The 14,763-nt window shown below is 30.3% G+C and carries 15 protein-coding genes; 2 read left to right on the top strand and 13 right to left on the bottom strand.

All coding sequences use genetic code 11. The annotated features are described in order from the left end of the window. Nucleotides 1–3: 3 nt before the first annotated feature. From FDY99_RS08530 to FDY99_RS08515, 4 genes are read right to left on the bottom strand one after another with little or no spacing between them, the layout of a single operon-like run. Nucleotides 4–945 carry a glycosyltransferase family 2 protein gene (locus FDY99_RS08530; protein WP_139420705.1) on the bottom strand — a complete coding sequence of 314 codons (942 nt, stop codon included), beginning with the start codon at nucleotides 943–945 and terminating at the stop codon, nucleotides 4–6. After that, nucleotides 926–2,065 carry a glycosyltransferase gene (locus FDY99_RS08525; RefSeq protein WP_139420703.1) on the bottom strand — a complete coding sequence of 380 codons (1,140 nt, stop codon included), beginning with the start codon at nucleotides 2,063–2,065 and terminating at the stop codon, nucleotides 926–928. Before FDY99_RS08525 ends, FDY99_RS08530 begins: the two co-directional genes overlap by 20 nt. 2 nt (nucleotides 2,066–2,067) lie before the next feature. Then, nucleotides 2,068–2,964 (bottom strand): glycosyltransferase family 2 protein, encoded by an 897-nt coding sequence (locus FDY99_RS08520; RefSeq protein ID WP_139420701.1) that lies wholly within the window; start codon nucleotides 2,962–2,964, stop codon nucleotides 2,068–2,070. Then, the gene (locus FDY99_RS08515) at nucleotides 2,964–4,115 is read right to left on the bottom strand and encodes a glycosyltransferase (RefSeq protein WP_228448757.1); all 1,152 of its coding nucleotides are present in this window, start codon (nucleotides 4,113–4,115) and stop codon (nucleotides 2,964–2,966) included. The genes FDY99_RS08520 and FDY99_RS08515 overlap by 1 nt, the downstream gene beginning before the upstream one ends. Nucleotides 4,116–4,208: 93 nt before the next feature. Here FDY99_RS08515 and FDY99_RS08510 point away from each other — a divergent pair, with 93 nt between their 5' ends. Further along, entirely contained in the window at nucleotides 4,209–4,985 is a 777-nt protein-coding gene (locus FDY99_RS08510) for a class I SAM-dependent methyltransferase (RefSeq protein WP_139420699.1), read from the top strand. 121 nt (nucleotides 4,986–5,106) lie between these two features. Here FDY99_RS08510 and FDY99_RS08505 read toward each other — a convergent pair whose 3' ends face one another. The 3 genes from FDY99_RS08505 to FDY99_RS08495 form a co-directional block, all read right to left on the bottom strand. Continuing rightward, entirely contained in the window at nucleotides 5,107–6,072 is a 966-nt protein-coding gene (locus FDY99_RS08505) for a glycosyltransferase (RefSeq protein ID WP_139420697.1), read from the bottom strand. A gap of 8 nt (nucleotides 6,073–6,080) precedes the next feature. Further along, on the bottom strand, nucleotides 6,081–7,103 hold the full coding sequence (locus FDY99_RS08500; protein ID WP_162304153.1) for a glycosyltransferase: 1,023 nt from the start codon (nucleotides 7,101–7,103) through the stop codon (nucleotides 6,081–6,083). A 225-nt stretch (nucleotides 7,104–7,328) separates the two neighbouring features. Further along, entirely contained in the window at nucleotides 7,329–7,898 is a 570-nt protein-coding gene (locus FDY99_RS08495) for an acyltransferase (protein WP_139420694.1), read from the bottom strand. A gap of 72 nt (nucleotides 7,899–7,970) precedes the next feature. On the opposite strand from FDY99_RS08495, the gene FDY99_RS08490 reads away from it, so the two are divergent. Then, nucleotides 7,971–8,978 carry a glycosyltransferase family 2 protein gene (locus FDY99_RS08490; RefSeq protein ID WP_139420692.1) on the top strand — a complete coding sequence of 336 codons (1,008 nt, stop codon included), beginning with the start codon at nucleotides 7,971–7,973 and terminating at the stop codon, nucleotides 8,976–8,978. On the opposite strand, the gene FDY99_RS08485 is transcribed toward FDY99_RS08490, so the two are convergent. The 6 genes from FDY99_RS08485 to FDY99_RS08460 are packed head-to-tail and all read right to left on the bottom strand — an operon-like array spanning nucleotide 8,956 to nucleotide 14,760. Then, the gene (locus tag FDY99_RS08485) at nucleotides 8,956–9,990 is read right to left on the bottom strand and encodes a glycosyltransferase family 2 protein (protein WP_139420690.1); all 1,035 of its coding nucleotides are present in this window, start codon (nucleotides 9,988–9,990) and stop codon (nucleotides 8,956–8,958) included. The two genes, FDY99_RS08490 and FDY99_RS08485, sit on opposite strands and share 23 nt — an antisense overlap. A gap of 22 nt (nucleotides 9,991–10,012) precedes the next feature. Continuing rightward, entirely contained in the window at nucleotides 10,013–10,699 is a 687-nt protein-coding gene (locus FDY99_RS08480; RefSeq protein ID WP_139420689.1) for an NAD-dependent epimerase/dehydratase family protein, read from the bottom strand. Nucleotides 10,700–10,710: 11 nt separating this feature from the next. Further along, entirely contained in the window at nucleotides 10,711–11,928 is a 1,218-nt protein-coding gene (locus tag FDY99_RS08475) for a hypothetical protein (RefSeq protein ID WP_139420687.1), read from the bottom strand. Then, nucleotides 11,921–13,033: a glycosyltransferase gene (locus FDY99_RS08470; RefSeq protein WP_139420685.1), complete on the bottom strand. Its 1,113-nt coding sequence runs from the start codon at nucleotides 13,031–13,033 to the stop codon at nucleotides 11,921–11,923. Before FDY99_RS08470 ends, FDY99_RS08475 begins: the two co-directional genes overlap by 8 nt. Before the next feature lie 9 nt (nucleotides 13,034–13,042). After that, nucleotides 13,043–13,900, bottom strand: a complete 858-nt coding sequence (locus FDY99_RS08465; RefSeq protein ID WP_139420683.1) for a hypothetical protein — start codon at nucleotides 13,898–13,900, stop codon at nucleotides 13,043–13,045. Continuing rightward, complete coding sequence (locus tag FDY99_RS08460) at nucleotides 13,897–14,760, bottom strand: glycosyltransferase family A protein (protein ID WP_139420681.1); 864 nt, start codon at nucleotides 14,758–14,760, stop codon at nucleotides 13,897–13,899. Before FDY99_RS08460 ends, FDY99_RS08465 begins: the two co-directional genes overlap by 4 nt. Nucleotides 14,761–14,763: the final 3 nt, after the last annotated feature.

Raw genomic sequence — 14,763 nt, 5'->3', positions numbered from 1 at the left:
AATTTATATTCTTTTTATTAATTTATCTTTTACTAATTTATAAAAAGCTAAATCAGTTAATAACCTGTATGCAACGAAGAGAATAATAATCTTTTTTTTCTGCAGTACATTTTGGCTTTTTGTATATCGGTTAATAAGTTTCTTTTTAGGTTTTTGCTGAAAAAGAATGTGATTTATTCCATATAAAAAAGAACTCCATTTTCTGTTATCATACGAAGTAGAAAACGGATTATAATGGTTTTGATGTAAAACAATCATATCATCAACAAACTTTATATTAAGCTCGTTTTTTACTCTTCTTACAAATTCATTGTCGTCATAAGCGATTCCCAAAGCTAATAATTCGTCAAAACCTTGTAACTTGTCTAAATCTATCTTGGTTAAAGCAACACAGAAATGATAAGCATGAGGTTTGTGCACAGAATGATTGTACCAGATGTTTCCGGCTATTGTAGAGTTATGTAAACTTGGGTGGGCAATACAGCTGTGAATAATATTTTCAGGATAATTGGTCTTATGACTATCTGTAGTTTGTTTATCTAAGGCAAAACAGCCAAAGCTTAAATAATCATCTTCAATGAGATTTTTTGATGTAAATTCAATTACATTATCAAAATGGTAACATTCAGGATTTTGAATAATAATTTTATTGCCTTTTGCATGACGAAAACCTTCGTTGAAAGGGATGCAGGAATTTTGATACCATTTATCTTTCTTTTCTAAACGAATCACTTTTAAGAAAGGAAAATCAGCCACCAAATCTTCAATACGCTCTTCTTCTTTACTGCCATCATCTACTGCAATAAATTCTATAGGTTCGGAATATTTGAACCTTGCAATACTCAATAAGGTTTTTCGAAAAAGTTCTTTTCTGTTATAATAGGCTGTAATTATGGAGATCATAAGAGGTTTAATTTTTATAGGATCATGACTTAAAAATCTCATTCCATTTTAATAACACTTTATTTTTCTTCCATTCAAAAGAGTTATGAAAAGAAGATTTGTTTAAATTATTCAATAGCTCATCATTATCAATAAGATTTTGTAGATTTTCCTGAAATAGCATTTTATCATTCATCGGAATTAAAAAACCATTTTTGTCATTCACAATGTCAGAAGGTCCGTGATTGCAATTATAAGATATTAGAGAATTTCCACAAAACATGGCTTCTAATAATACCATTCCAAAAGCTTCTGTTTTGCTCATAAAAAGAAAGATTTTACTATCTAAAAGTTCGTTTTTAATTTGAACTATAGGTAGTTGATCTGTGAAAATTATTTTTGATTGAAGGTTTTTGTCTTTAGCCAGTTTTTTTAAATTTTCCAATTCAGGCCCATCACCAATAATTTTGAAAATAAAATTTTTCATGTCTATATTTGAGATAGCATCAATAATACTGCTTACATTTTTGTCTTCATCAAGTCTTCCCACATACATAAGGTTATTTTTTTTAGCCTCAAAATCAATTTTTTCAATACTTTCAAAGGGTTCACCAATAAGATTAGATATGAGAAAAGTATTAGGATTTAAAGTTTTATAATAATCAACAGAAGTTTTGTTGATACAGACGATTCCTTTTAAGTTTTTATATTTTGGTCGTAAAAGATTTCCCCAAATTTTTCCGCCAACTTCAAAATTAGAATGCTCCCATGCAAATGTTTTTGATGCGATTGTTTTATTTACGGAAATTTGTGCTGATAATTTATACCAACAAGAAATGATAATATCAAATTGAGAATGATTGTTTTTCAGCCACTTGTTCATCACATCCCACTGTCCAAAATCATAAACATATTTTTTAAGACTATATTTGTATCGAAATTTTTTTAAATATTTATCCAGTAATGGATTGATGTTATTAACACCCCAGTGTCCAAAAGAATTAAGAGTATGAATTTTTATCTTTGGATTGATTTCATAAAATGTATTCGCTCCTTCCATCAAAAATAAAATACTTGTATCATATCCGTTTTCGCAGAGTTCATTTGCAAGGTTGATCATAACTCTTGCAACACCACCTGCTTTAAGATTCTGATAATAAATAAAAAGTATTTTTTTTGACATTTCTAAATGAATTTTGAAAATGGATATAATAGACTTACTAGTAGTTTCATTTCTGTTGATTTTAATTCTGAGGTGATTTTTCTGAAAGATCTTCCGTCAATTTTTGAAAACTTCAAATAACCTCCTAAATTCCTAAGAATAGGTATCGGATTGCTCCAAATCTTCAAACTGTATGTATTTAGAAAAGCTTTATAATTTTCTGCGAGCCCAAAAGCATTTTTTTTATCGTAAAATTGATTGGCAAGAGACTGCTCATCATTCTTATCACGAAAGTATATTCTGGTCACTTTATTTATACAATAATGAAAACCAAGCTTATCAAACTGAAACTGAAAAACACCTTCCGGAATAAAACCTTTTCCAGCAAGATCCCCGAAATTTAGTTTCATTTTCTTGTAAATTTCAGTTTTTCCCATTCCCCACTTGTCGCCTTTAATTTTATATTTGTAGCGCATATCAAAAATGCTGCAAATGAATGGGTCTTTCGGGAAACTGTCTCCTACTTTATTCCCAAATTGATCTTCACACAGTGTTGAGACAAAAACAATATTCTGACTATCCGAAATGCTTTCCCATGTATTTACTAAAATCTCCATAGAATCTGAGGGCAGAGCATCGTCTGAATCCAAAGGTGAAAAATATTTGCCTTCTGCCAGATCAATTCCGCGAAAAAAAGTTAGAAATTTGTGCTGGTTTTTCTGATGATAATAACGGATTTTAAAATCTGTAATTTGTTGAAATTCTTCAACTATATTTTTAGTATTATCAGTTGAGCCGTCATCAATTATAAGCCATTCAAAATCTTTAAAAGTCTGCTTTTGCAAAGATTCAAAAACCCGTGGCAATGTATGTGCACGATTGTAGGATGGAGTAAGAATGGTTACTTTTGGAGCATTCATTATTTAAGTTGATATTGGCTGAGAAATACTTTAGTCACTTCATCATAGATTTTTTGATTGTCAAACTTCCTTATTGCTTTTTCGGTATTATCTTTTATTTTTTGAGGAATTTCAGAATTTGCCAGAAACAGTTTCATTCCTTCGTAAATAGAATTTTCGTCGGAGTTTACCAGATAACCATCTACTTGATGATCAATCATTTCTGGAATACCACCTACATTGGTACTGATGATTGGGATATTAAGACCCATTACTTCTCCAATCGTAAGAGGATAAGATTCCGATTCTGAAGGTAACACAAAATAATCTGAATTTTTAATATATGGGTACGGATTTGTTTGTGTATCAAGTAATAAAAATGTCTTTTCAACATTCAATTCTCTAGCCTGCCTTTTTAAATTTTCCATTTCACCACCACCACCGATTACCGCTATTGAATGTGAAAATCCTTTATCTAATAGCATTTTATGAATTTTCATCAAGATATGATAATTTTTTCGACTGTGTAACCTTCCCATTGATGAGAATACAGGATGCAGATCATATTTTACAGGAAATTCATCGGCTTTTTTTCTTACATCATTAATTTTAATGGCATTGTAAATCACTGAGCTGTTAGGATATTCTATTTGGTAGAGATCTTTAATGATGTCTCTTGTCTGTTTTGACCCGAAAATCACCCAATCAAATCTTTTCAAATGATTTACTCGGGTCATAACTCTTTTCTGATCAGGATCATAACTTACATCAGTGTGAAACCATGCAATTTTTTTTGATTTTAAAGGACTTGATAAAATATTTTCAAACTCTGTATAGGTGGGAGCAATTTCTAAATCAAAATCATTCTTAATAATGTTTTTGTAAAGTAATTTTGGGTTTTTCCGGTAAAAAAGGAGCGTTAGATTTCTTTTAATAAGTTGAAGTGTTCTTAGCAATTTATTAGTGCTCATATCCTCTTTTCCTTTTTGAAAAGTAATGATTTTAATATCTTTCGGAATATCAGCTCTTAATTCACCCTGATTCAGGGTAAGAAAGAAAGTGATGTCAAAGAGATCTCTCGGAAGATTTTCTAAAAGATCAATAACAACTTTTTCTACACCTCCCATTTCCATAGATCTGTGGCGGAAAAGCACTTTTATTTTTTGATGCATTTGTGTAATTTTCAAAAAAATAATTCTTAAAGAAGCAAATATAAGATTGTTTGGGCAATTCTTTTGTATTTTTGCACCTTAAAACATAACTGTATGAATAAAGTCGCTGAAATTACAACAACATTTTTTGGATACCTGAAACGTCCCGATTTATATCCTGAGTTGAGACGGAAAATTTGGAAAAACCTTTTCAATCGTTCATCAGCTCTGCGTGGCAAAGAAGAAGCGGAAATTTGGTGTAAAAACTTAGCGGTTTCTGAAAAAGATTTTATTGAGAAAGTATTAAAAATTACTTTTGCTCCTTTCCACGATATTTTTCCACAAGAATATGAAGCGGCAGTACAAGCTCAGGAAAAAGCACCTATAAAAATGGGAGGAGCAGGCTCTTTAAGTGTTATTTATTACATCAACGAATTTGCAAAGGCTCAAAGTTCTGTAGAAACAGGAGTTGCTTATGGTTGGTCATCTTTTGCGGCTTTAGCGTCTTTAGTTTCGAGAAATGGAACGCTTTACAGTTCAGATATGCCATATATTCTTCAAAATCAAAGTGAAGATTTTGTAGGATGTGTGATTCCCGAAAAGTATAAAAATAATTGGGATCTTTATCGCTTTGCGGATAAGGAATCTCTTCCAAAAATTTTTGAAAAAACAGCAACTTTCGATGTGGTGCATTACGACAGTGACAAAACATATGACGGAAGAATGTGGGCATATAAAATTCTCTGGGACAAACTGAGAAACGGAGGTGTTTTTATGAGTGATGATGTAGGAGATAATGCTGCTTTTAAAGACTATTGCGAACAAAATAGCAGAAAGCCATACATTATAGAATTTGACGGTAAATATGCAGGAGTTATTATAAAAGAATAATTAAAATACCACAGATTTTTTCTGTGGTATTTTTAATCTATTTTACAGCCTGTGATGACGTCAATTGATTGAAATGTTTTGATTTGTGTGTGTATTCTTGGAGTTATATTCAAATTTGAATCTAATATTTTTCTAGTTTATTAAGAAATTTTGAATTAAGATTGAAAAGGGACTTCCCAAGTAATAAAAGTAATTTATTTTTAATGTAGAAAATGTCTGTACTGATATTTCCATATATCTTCAACATTTTTATAAAACCTTCGTAATCATGATATTTCTTAGAAACAATAATAGATTTTCGTACCAAATTTTGTGAGGGGTTGATGTAAATGTTCAAATATTCGTCAGGGTTAAATGTTTCATAAGAGTCTTTACTATTTAGTAATCTTTCTTTATAAAATTCTTTCATTTTATTTATAAAAAGATTTTTAATTACTTTATCTTGCTTTCTGGATAGTGAATTATCTAAGATCCTGTATTGTAGTAGATTATCTTGTAGATTTGCCATTTTTAGAGAACTAGTAATAGCTCTAAGGTAAAGATCATAATCTTCACAGTATCTCATTTTTTCTCTGTAATTAAGATTGTTATCATTTCGAAACATAATCACAGGATGAAACATGGATATCCTTTTAGGCATCTCTTTTTTTATTTCTGCATCTCTTTCTGGGGCTTTCATAATTCTTAAAGCTTGGTTGTTTTCATTTATTAGTTCTATATTTGAACCAACCATGTAAACATCACCATTTTTTTCAAGAAATTGAAATTGTTTCTCGAATCGGTTCGAGAGTGAAATGTCATCAGCATCCATTCTTGCGATGTACTTTCCCTTAGCTGTTTTTAACCCAATATTAAGATTTTTGATAAAACCTTCCGTTCCTTCATTTTTATCTTTAAATATAAGTTTTATGCGTAAATCTTCTTTTGCAAGTTTTAAGAGAATGTTTCTAGAGTCATCTGTGGAACAGTCTTCAATAATAATAAATTCAAAATCTGTAAATGTCTGATTAAGAATGGATTTTACTGCTATGTGTAAATGTGGATCAGCATTATAGACAGACATGACGACAGATATAGTTGGTTGCATTAGTATTGTTAATTATTATTTTTTAATGTTTTGAAGAGTAAGTTCCACTGTTCCATAATTTTATTTAAATCAAAAATTTTAGACTTTTCAAAAGCCTTATGCCCCATAGTATCTCTAAGATCTTTACTATTCATTAAAGCAGACAGTTTTTCTACATAAAGTTGATTGTTTCCTAGAGGAATCAAAAAACCCGATTCATTATCATTAATAATTTCGCTGGGTCCAGAATTACAGTCAAAAGCTATTGCAGGAAGACCAAAGCTAATGGCTTCACTGAGTACCAGAGAAAATCCTTCATTAAGTGATGTCATTGTGAAAATTGAAGCATTTCTATAAACATTTTCAATTTCTTTTGTGGGTGGAAAAATATACACTGATTTCTCTAAACCTAAATTAATAATCTTTAGCCTTAGTTTTTCTTCGTTTTCTCCTGTTCCATAAATGTGCAATTTCCATTCGCTCTTTGTTTTAAGAATTGCTTGGCTCCAAATATCAATTAAGCTGCTGAAGTTTTTATTATCATTTAAAGTTCCTACCGCAACTACAATGTTTTTCTCTAAAGAAGAACGTGAATTATGCTGAAGAGACAAAGGGTTGTAAATGTAATCTACGTTATTGACTTTCTTATTCCAAAATAAAGTATCTCTTTCAGTTAGGGCAATAAATTTTGTGTATTTATTGCATTTTTTGATAAAGTTTGTATGATGGTAAAAGAGTTTTAAATCTTGAATATTTCTTAACTGCCAAAATGTTTTGTAATTTTTAAGAGGAGACGATTGATAACTAAAATGAAACTCTGCAATTTTAACGCTTCCATCTTTAATGGTAGGTAAAAAATCAAAATCTTTTCCAAATAAAGTTGAGATACAGATATCTGCTATGTTATTCGATAGATATTGTACTGTTTTCTCTTTGTAGAAATTATAAAAATCTTTTACCTTTTCTATACGTTCTTTACGGCTTAGTTTTTTTAAATCATTAATATTTGGTTCATATCTATCAAATTGAATCACTTTAATTTTATCGCTCAAGGGGAAAAAAAAAGGTCTTCCAAACTGTCTGTAAGTAATAATTGTAATATTGTAATTAAGAACATCTGAAAGGTAATTCATTTTTGTTGTAAGTATTCTCTCTGCGCCGCCTGGGTAATGAAGACTTGGATAAAAGTATACGATATTCATTCCTTAAATTTAATCTGATTTAAAAATTACTTAAGATCAAAAAATTAATAAAATAATTGTTATCCAATTTGGATATTATTGTTCTATTTTTTTTACTAAGTGTTCTTGTTTATTAATAATAATAGAATTTGCAGGAATGTCTTTATGAACTACACATCCAGCTCCCAAAATTACGTTGTCACCTATTGTAACATCTTTCAAAATTACCACATTAGCACCTGTCCAGATATTATTTCCCATTTTTACCTTTCCAATAGTAAAGTCAGTTTTTGAAACGGAAAAGGGGTCTTTCGTGTATGAATGATTATGGTCTACAATTTTCATTCCTTCTCCTAAAATGCAGTTTTTGCCAATTTCAATTTCTCCAAGGCAAGAAATTGTTGCTCGTGTAATATAAGTATTGTCACCGATGGATAATTTCGCATTCGATTTTACAGTAATGAAGTTGGATTGATTAATTGTCACATTTTGTCCGATATTGAATTCGGCATCAGAAGAAATATCTAAAAAATTATCTCTACCAATTTTAAAAGAATGATGAATGTTACTTTTTTTTGTAAAAAAAAGACTTTTATTGCTTTTTGTAATACAACTGTTTATAAAATTGTTTAATTTTATAAAGATAGAGCCTAAAATACTTTTCATCCAACAATGTTTTTCAGTCAAAAGTATTAAAATTCTTTATAATTTCGCCATTTATTAATAGCAAACAATGTGATGAGTATCATTCAGCCTTTAATCAGTATTAATATTCCGATTTTTAAATGTGAAAAGTATATTCTTCGATGCCTTGATTCGGTGAAGAATCAGACATATAAAAATTTAGAAATCATCCTTATTAATGATTGTACACCTGATGGAAGTATGATTATTGTCCAGGAATTTTTGAATACTCATCCTGATCTCAATATAAAAGTTATTGAGCTTGAAGAAAACTCCGGGCTTTCTGTTGTAAGAAACATAGGTATAAGAGCTTCTTCAGGGAAGTATATTTATTTTTTGGATAGTGATGACGAAATTACTAGAGACTGCATTGATGTGTTGGTGAAAAATGCTCTGCGAACTGATGCACAGATTATTATTGCTCAAAACCGTTGGATTAATACTTTTGATAATACGATAAAAGATTTTGGTTTTCCGACAACAGCACCAAGAAAGTATTACAATAATAATTTGGAAATATTTTCTGTATACAGCGATGGAGGATTTCCTTCGTCATCATGGAATAAATTGATAAACAGAGATTTTGTGGTTGATAAGGGTGTTTTTTTTGTTCCTGGATTATTTGCGCAGGATGAACTTTGGTTTTTTAATTTGCTTTTGAAGACTGATACTTTGGCGATAATTGACAATATTACTTATCTATATTATCTTCACGCAGAATCGGTAATATTTAACAGAAAGAAAAAGAATTTTGAAAATTTTCTGACTATTTTAGAACATTTCTCCCAATCTTATAAAGATGAAAAAGATGTTGTTCTAAAAAGATTGATAAAAAAGAAAATTATTTTTTTCAAAGAAATGGTGCTTATCATGCAGTGGAAAGCTCTGAAAGATAAAGAATATTTGTGCACTAATATTTCAAGAATGCAAAAAATGGTGCGACTAAACATTACAGATTATGTAGGTTCGAATTTTTGTATGGATATTAAAAAGAAAGATCTTTTTCAGAATTTACCGTCTGCATTTGCAACAAAATTATTCATTTGGCGCTTTGAAAGATAAATCGGTTTTTCATTTTATAGAAAAGCGAAAGAAGAGAAAAGTTTGCGAGTAAAATTGAGTTGTAAATCTTTGTGAAACCAACAAACTGAGAAATTACTGTTTTCTTGTCAAGTTCAGCATAAGAATCTGAAAGTCTTGTTTTCTGTTTCAATTTTTCTTCTGAACTCATCTCATTTGAGAAGTAATGGAATACTTTAACAGCGTTCACCAAATTTTTATAAGCTGTAAGTTCAAAAATGGGCTTTCGAGGCTCATAAATTTGTTTTTCTTTAAATATTTGTCTCAGTAAATAATCTGTTCTTACGATATCAATTTTTTTAGGAGATAGAAGTTTAGCAGAAGAATCTGGATGAATGTAATGGGTGTAAACAGCATCGCAATTTCCTATCCATTTTGCTTGCTCCAGAATCAGTCTTTCAATAATTTCGTCTGCATTTAGCAGGGGTTCTGTAAAGCGGAATGAATGAGATTTGAAAACGTCTTTTCGGTACAAACCTCTAATATGACAGTCATATCTTCCTACTGTTTTCCGAATAATCTTATAGCCGGAATATTTTTTAAATTCAAACTTCAGAGAATCTGAAAGATAAATATTATGAATGTTTTTGATTTTCCCGTCAGTGAATTTTGTAATGACAATAGGGGTTACAATATCAAGTTCAGGATGATTAATAAAAGTTTGCCAACATTTTTCAATGGTATCTGAATCAATAAGATCATCATGGTCAAACAAAAAAATAAAATCTCCGGATGCTTTTTCCTGACCGTAGGCTTTAGAATACTGTGCGTATTTTTGGTTTTCTTTCGAATACACTTTTATGCGAGAATCTTGTTTGGCAAAATTTTTCAACTCTTCTAATGTAGAATCGGTAGAACCGTCATTTACACAAATGAATTCAATATTATTATACGTTTGATTGAGAAGGCAGTTCATCGATGATTTTACAAAATCTCCCAATTGCACAGAGTTGTAAAATGTGGTAATGACAGAAATGAGTGGCTGTGTTTGCATAAACTATATTTCTAAAAAACGATTACAATTGTGAATAGTATTTTCTCAATATATTTTGAATATAAAGTTCTTTATTATTCAAATTGTATTCGTTGAAATAATTTTCAACATCTGGTATGTTAATATCATATCCTGATCCACTTTTGATGAGATTAATGTCGACTTTTTTATTGTAGAAACGTTCTACAATCTCAATAATTTCAATAATAGAGTAGTTTCTATTGTAAGCTATATTTACAATTCTATTCAATGCTTGATTCTCAAGAATGTCAAACGTTATATTTTTAATGTCATCAACATCGATTAGATTACGCGTTGCTTTGGTATAAACATTTATTGTTTCATTATTTTTTACGGCCCTTACAATATAATTCATCAAAAGATTAGGGTTGCCACCATTTCCTACTGCATTACTTATTCTTAGAATAAGAAACGGGTGACAAGATTTTTTTATCAGATGTTCCATCTTTAGTTTGTGAAGAACGTAATCGCTGCCTGTTTTTGACGAGTCATAAATACTACAGGTAGAAAAATAGATAAATATCTTGTCTTTGTTTTCAGCAATAGTGCTTTTAATGAGATTTTCCTCACGCAAAAATTCTTCGGCTCTTGTTTCTAAAGAATTTGAAACGCCCGATGCGAAAAAGATAACATTTTCTTTGTCTTGGCTTTTAAAAAGGGTAGCAATAAGCCCGTTACCGATAATCATACTTAGTTGTTCTATGAGAAAGAAAAATACAAAATTTTAGAGAATAAATTGAATATTAAAAGATATGAATTTGTGTAAAGATAATCCAAATTACCAAGTTTTAAATGAGGGACTAAAATTACCGTTGAAAAAAGAATGGTTAATCCTTTGTTTTTCGGAATAAAATATCTAGAAATTATCTTGTTGAAAATCAAATTAATATTTGTAATTGCTTTATAGTTTAAGGGTTTAAGTTCAATACAAAAAATAAAACTGCTTAGTATTGAGAAGTTAATAAATCTTTGCCAATCTACTGCAACAAAGAATAAAGGGATTGTTGCTAAAATCTGAATTAAAAAATAAAACAAAATGTCTTTGGATTGTATATAAGTATGATTCGTAATACCAAATACTTTGATATTTAAATCCTTGTACCTGCTAAAGCATATTATTAAACTGAAAAAATAAATAATATACATTAATCCTCTAGAAAAACCAATGTTCATTTGTTTGAAATTCTCAAATATTAATGATTCTGCTTCTGTATTTATAGCTCGCAAAGAGAAAGGTAGTTCATTAGAAAAATCGCCATTAGGAATAATCTTTTTTAAATCTTCAAAAATTATATACCCACTATTTTCACTTCCATGAAAAAAAGTCACAAAAGCAAGTGTGAAAATAGGTAATATGAAAAGGCTTATATATGTATATTTTATTTTATTTAAAAAAGCGTATAAAGCAAAAAAAGGAACTGTGTAGAAAAAAAACATTTCATGCAGTAGCGTACCAAGTGAGATTATGATTGAAGTAAAAAAATATTTATAAAAGGTTTCTATTTTTTTTAAAGAAATTATTTTACAGATTATAATGATTAATAGTAACAACAGCGAATCTCTAAACCTTATTCGATTATCCAAAAGCAAAAAAAATAATCCACTTGGTAGTAGGAGAAAAAAAAGTGAAATTCTTTTTTTATAGAAAGATGCTATGAAATATATGATGAGTGATGAGTATGCAATTATACTAAAGATTTTAGTAAGATAAAGAATTGGAATATGGGTGTAAAGATGTACGTATTTAAAAAGCTCTCCCAATAGTCCTCTTCTGATAAAGCCACTTGAGTAATTAATTAGCAACTCAGCATCAAAATAGTCAAGATTGTTAGGTTTGTATATACAATATTTTACAAAATCAAAAGTATAGATTGCCAAAAGTAAAATGACAATTGTATTAATAAATTTACTAGACATAGCGCTTTAAAATTTTTGTAAAATAAGATACTGTAATATTATTATCCATAACTTTAAGATAGTCTTGGCGCGTATTTTGAGAAAAATCTTTTAATTTTTTTCTGTGATCATATAATTCAATGATAGCTTTTTCTAAACTTTCTATTGTACGCTCGATAAAAATACCATTTTTATTTTCGATTAAAAAAGACAGGGGCAGGCCTACTTTTGTAGAAATTACGGGGACAGAAGACAAGCTGGCTTCAGCATACATAGAGGGTCCTGAATCTGCATCAGATGCAATGATTACGCAATCTACATCAGAATAAAAATCATACAGTTCCTCATAGGATCCCGAGAATTTTGTTTTTAGGCGAATTTCTCTGCCGCTTTTTCTTACGTTTTCAATTGCGGGTTCAATGATTGTTCTGAAACCTTTCATAGGTCTGTCCGGTGTTCCGGTCCATCCTATGGTTAAGCCGATTTCTTTTCCTACCTCCTTGTTTTCAACAAAATTTTCTTGACCATAAATGCCGTAAACAAAATCAACGTTTTCTGTTAATTTTCGATAATCATTTAATAGATTTCCTCCTCCTACGATAATATGCTGATATGATTTTAGATAGGTGTTATAAAAGTTTTCTCGAGACAAGAGATTGCGGTCATTATTCTGTTTGATATCCCAATTTGGACCGTCATGCGGGAATTTATCAGTGAAAATACCTACGATTTTTTTTGAAGATTTAAATGGCAATTGTGAAATATACTGAAAGTAAAACGCCATCTCTGTAATAAGATCAAAATCTATCATTTCAGAAGAGATTTTATCTAAATTCTCATCGTACCGATATACCGGAGCTGATTGGTAAACAGGATAAAAATAATGGCCATCCGTCGATATTTGGTGTATTTTTGTTGTCTGTGAAAGCCTGATTCTTATTTTGTTGAGAAAATTGTAGACACTTTTTTTTAATCCGAAATGAGTTCTATTTGGTTTTATGGCAAAGTCCTGTTGGTAGGCGATAAAGCAATTGTACTCTTTCTGGAGATAAGGAACCCATGTTTTGATCATAAATTCGTAGGCCCAATCTGGTTTGTCGGCAATAAAAAGAATATTTTTTTTCACGGTGCAAATCTAGAGTTTATAGTATTGTTGTACGCTCTTATGGCCAACGTGGAGCATAATTTCATCACCGCAGCCTTCATCACCATCGCAAACACAAAATTGCTTGGGAAGAACATAAGGATAAAGTTTTGTTTTCCATGCCGCTTTCCACATAATCAATGAAGCTCTTGATGGGGCTTTTTGCATAATTTCTGCACAATTTCTGAAAAATGTGATTCCATTCGCATCATGTTTCCAAATGGTCATTGGGCTTTGGTTATAAGAGTATCCATTTCCCAAACTTTCATCCCGTATTGGCTGTGTGTCTTTAGATATTCTCATGTCTAAATTGAAAATTTGTCTCACATTCTGTGCAGCACAAAATCCGAATTTTTGGGTGAGAAAAACTAAAGAATAAATATTTTCGTTGACAAAAAACATATCGCTGTCTAAAGCACAGGTGAAATCTGCTGTTGCTTGAGACAATGCTAGAAACTTGAAATAATCTACTGTTCTGTATCCGTATCTTGGGTTTTCAGAGTCTGTTATTGGAGAAATTACTTTTTTTACTGTTATTCCTTTAGCATCATCCCAGTCAAAATCCGTATAAACAGTTATTCGGGCATTGGGGAAGTATTTTTTTATACCTCCAAGAGATGGATGTAAACGTTGCTTTTCATCTAATTGAGATCCACCACCGTTTACACGTTCTTTTCCAAATTCAGTAAATACAAACTCAATGTCTAGTTGATTTATAAATTGCACTATTTGATTGTCAATCTCCTTTTCAAGAACCAATTTTTTACTTCGGGTGTCCGGAATGTATTTTATTTTTCCTGTAAGAAGCTGCCATGCAATTTTCAGACGATATAATAAAGTGCCGATCATTTGAGCTTTTTTAAAATGAAATCAAAGATAATGTCTTTATTTTTAACATGAAACAAACGCTGTAGTAATGAATGTTGTTTTGATATATTTTCAAAATACCAATAATGACTGAAAGCCTCTTTTCTTTCTTCGAAGCTCAGGCGTTTGTCATTCACGATTTCTAAATAAGCCAGAGCACTTCCTTTAGGATTTTTTTCCATTAAATTTCTGAAATTAGAAGATAGTCCGCCTTCAAGATATTCAGCTTTTACAATAGACTGATTAACGTACATGTTTTTATAAATACGATCTATTCTTTTATAAACGACAGATTCTTTAACGAACTTTTCTCCTGCAAAATAAGGAAAAGGATATTGTTTTAAAATTTTTGTTTTAAATAAATATGTGAATTCGCCGGTGATTCCATAATTATTTTTCAACTCTATCGAATTTAACACCGCCTGATTGAATTCAATTTCTTTGTTTGTTATTGTCTTTTTAGTGTTATCTGAATATATTGGGAAGCAGATAGCAGCGATGTTTTGATTTTCTAAGAATGACGGCAGTAATACAAGTGTTTTCTCTATTGCATTTTCCATAATTTCATCATCGCTGTCGACTGTTAGAAATAATTCGGTTGAAGCGTTTTTCACTCCTGTGTTAATAGCTACATGTTTTCCTTGATTTTCTTGATAAATATAGTTAATAGGGAAATTGGTTTCTTTCTGAAATTTCGCCACTGTTCCTACAGTATCATCTTCTGACCCATCATCTACAATGAGCCATTCAAAGTTTTTTATACCTTGCTTTTGAAGACTAGAGAATAGTGAGGGTAAAAGATGAGCTCTGTTATAAGTAGGTGTAAAGATGGTGAGTAGCATAAA

Origin of the sequence: Chryseobacterium mulctrae (genome assembly GCF_006175945.1) — a bacterium.
Lineage (GTDB): Bacteria > Bacteroidota > Bacteroidia > Flavobacteriales > Weeksellaceae > Chryseobacterium > Chryseobacterium mulctrae.
Note: the sequence above shows the minus strand (reverse complement) of the source record. Positions and strands in the feature narration are given on the sequence as shown.

Excerpts from the sequence above, each read along its gene's own strand:
- FDY99_RS08530 (WP_139420705.1), bottom strand. The coding sequence starts at position 945 with ATGAGATTTTTAAGTCATGATCCTATAAAAATTAAACCTCTTATGATC.
- FDY99_RS08475 (WP_139420687.1), bottom strand. The coding sequence starts at position 11,928 with ATGTCTAGTAAATTTATTAATACAATTGTCATTTTACTTTTGGCAATC.
- FDY99_RS08515 (WP_228448757.1), bottom strand. The coding sequence starts at position 4,115 with ATGCATCAAAAAATAAAAGTGCTTTTCCGCCACAGATCTATGGAAATG.
- FDY99_RS08480 (WP_139420689.1), bottom strand. The coding sequence starts at position 10,699 with ATGATTATCGGTAACGGGCTTATTGCTACCCTTTTTAAAAGCCAAGAC.
- FDY99_RS08495 (WP_139420694.1), bottom strand. The coding sequence starts at position 7,898 with ATGAAAAGTATTTTAGGCTCTATCTTTATAAAATTAAACAATTTTATA.
- FDY99_RS08465 (WP_139420683.1), bottom strand. The coding sequence starts at position 13,900 with ATGATCGGCACTTTATTATATCGTCTGAAAATTGCATGGCAGCTTCTT.
- FDY99_RS08490 (WP_139420692.1), top strand. The coding sequence starts at position 7,971 with ATGAGTATCATTCAGCCTTTAATCAGTATTAATATTCCGATTTTTAAA.
- FDY99_RS08505 (WP_139420697.1), bottom strand. The coding sequence starts at position 6,072 with ATGCAACCAACTATATCTGTCGTCATGTCTGTCTATAATGCTGATCCA.
- FDY99_RS08510 (WP_139420699.1), top strand. The coding sequence starts at position 4,209 with ATGAATAAAGTCGCTGAAATTACAACAACATTTTTTGGATACCTGAAA.
- FDY99_RS08460 (WP_139420681.1), bottom strand. The coding sequence starts at position 14,760 with ATGCTACTCACCATCTTTACACCTACTTATAACAGAGCTCATCTTTTA.
- FDY99_RS08485 (WP_139420690.1), bottom strand. The coding sequence starts at position 9,990 with ATGCAAACACAGCCACTCATTTCTGTCATTACCACATTTTACAACTCT.
- FDY99_RS08525 (WP_139420703.1), bottom strand. The coding sequence starts at position 2,065 with ATGTCAAAAAAAATACTTTTTATTTATTATCAGAATCTTAAAGCAGGT.
- FDY99_RS08520 (WP_139420701.1), bottom strand. The coding sequence starts at position 2,964 with ATGAATGCTCCAAAAGTAACCATTCTTACTCCATCCTACAATCGTGCA.